Origin of the sequence: Flavobacterium pokkalii, assembly GCF_014596575.1 — a bacterium.
Taxonomy (GTDB): domain Bacteria; phylum Bacteroidota; class Bacteroidia; order Flavobacteriales; family Flavobacteriaceae; genus Flavobacterium; species Flavobacterium pokkalii.
The window spans coordinates 1-1,049 of the sequence record NZ_NASZ01000057.1 but is presented as its reverse complement, the minus strand read 5'-3'; the positions used below and the strand labels follow the sequence as shown (position 1 = coordinate 1,049).

General features: G+C 28.3%; 1 protein-coding gene. It reads right to left on the bottom strand.

Annotated elements, in window-relative coordinates; translation table 11 throughout:
• Positions 1-27: 27 nt before the first annotated feature.
• Positions 28-933 (bottom strand): IS982 family transposase, encoded by a 906-nt coding sequence (locus B6A10_RS16235; protein ID WP_055090135.1) that lies wholly within the window; start codon positions 931-933, stop codon positions 28-30.
• Positions 934-1,049: the final 116 nt, after the last annotated feature.

Below are 1,049 nucleotides of genomic sequence, written 5' to 3'. Positions count from 1 at the left end.
TTTATTTAACGTGAGTTCGATATAAACTTATTGAAAAAGAACCAATTGTTTTGTATCTACAAAGTTGTTTTTCAAAGACGGTTTTTTCTCTGCAAAATTATATGCAATCAGTGCAGAGAAAATGTTATTGAAGTAGTTGGTTTGAGAACGATTTCTTGAATGTTCTACTTGGAAAATATTTTTTAATTGATCAAAAATAGTTTCAATTATAGCTCTTTTTCTTAGATGAAATGCGTCTTGAATCGGTGTTGCAAGTTTAGTTTTCATATTCTTTCTTAATTTGGTAACAAGATGTATTCCGTTTGAAAATAGATCTTGGAAAAGTTCTTTGGAAAGATATCCTTTGTCACCAAAAAGTTTACCATATAGTTTCTTTATGAATCCTTTCATTTTCAAAGGAGAAGTGTCGTGAACATTGGCAGGAGTAAGCATAAAATCAATGATTCCTCCACAATCATTAGTTACAATATGAAGCTTAAATCCATAAAACCAACCTAAGGAACATTGTCCTCTTTGAGCAAAGCCTTTAAAAGTTTTATTTTGATGGATTCTTCTTTTGTCACAAACTCTTAATGGTGTAGAATCTACAAAACTAATACCTGTACAGTCTGCCAAACCTTTGGTTTTTAAATAAATCATCATTGGTATAAAAGATGTAGATTTCAGTTCTACCATTCGATTGTAACTAACCAAATTTGGAAATTCATTTATCAAAAAATTAGACACATAATCAAGATAAAAAGTCTTGAAGTTTCTATAACCAGAAATATGAAAAAGGACTTGAATTGTGATAATTTCTGAAAGGGATAAATTGGATTTTTTTATTCTTTTTTTTCCGTTTGAAAGGAGTTGATTTTCCCAGTTTGGAACAAAATCTTTACAAAAATCATCAATAGAGCAAAAAATAGTAGTAATTTTATCTAGCGAAAGCATAAGCAAAAGTTTAGTATTTATTTGAAAATTAGCACTTTAAATATACTAGCTTTTGCTTTTTTGTGCAAATATTTTTACGTATTTGTAGTAAAATTATATCGAACTCACGTTATTTA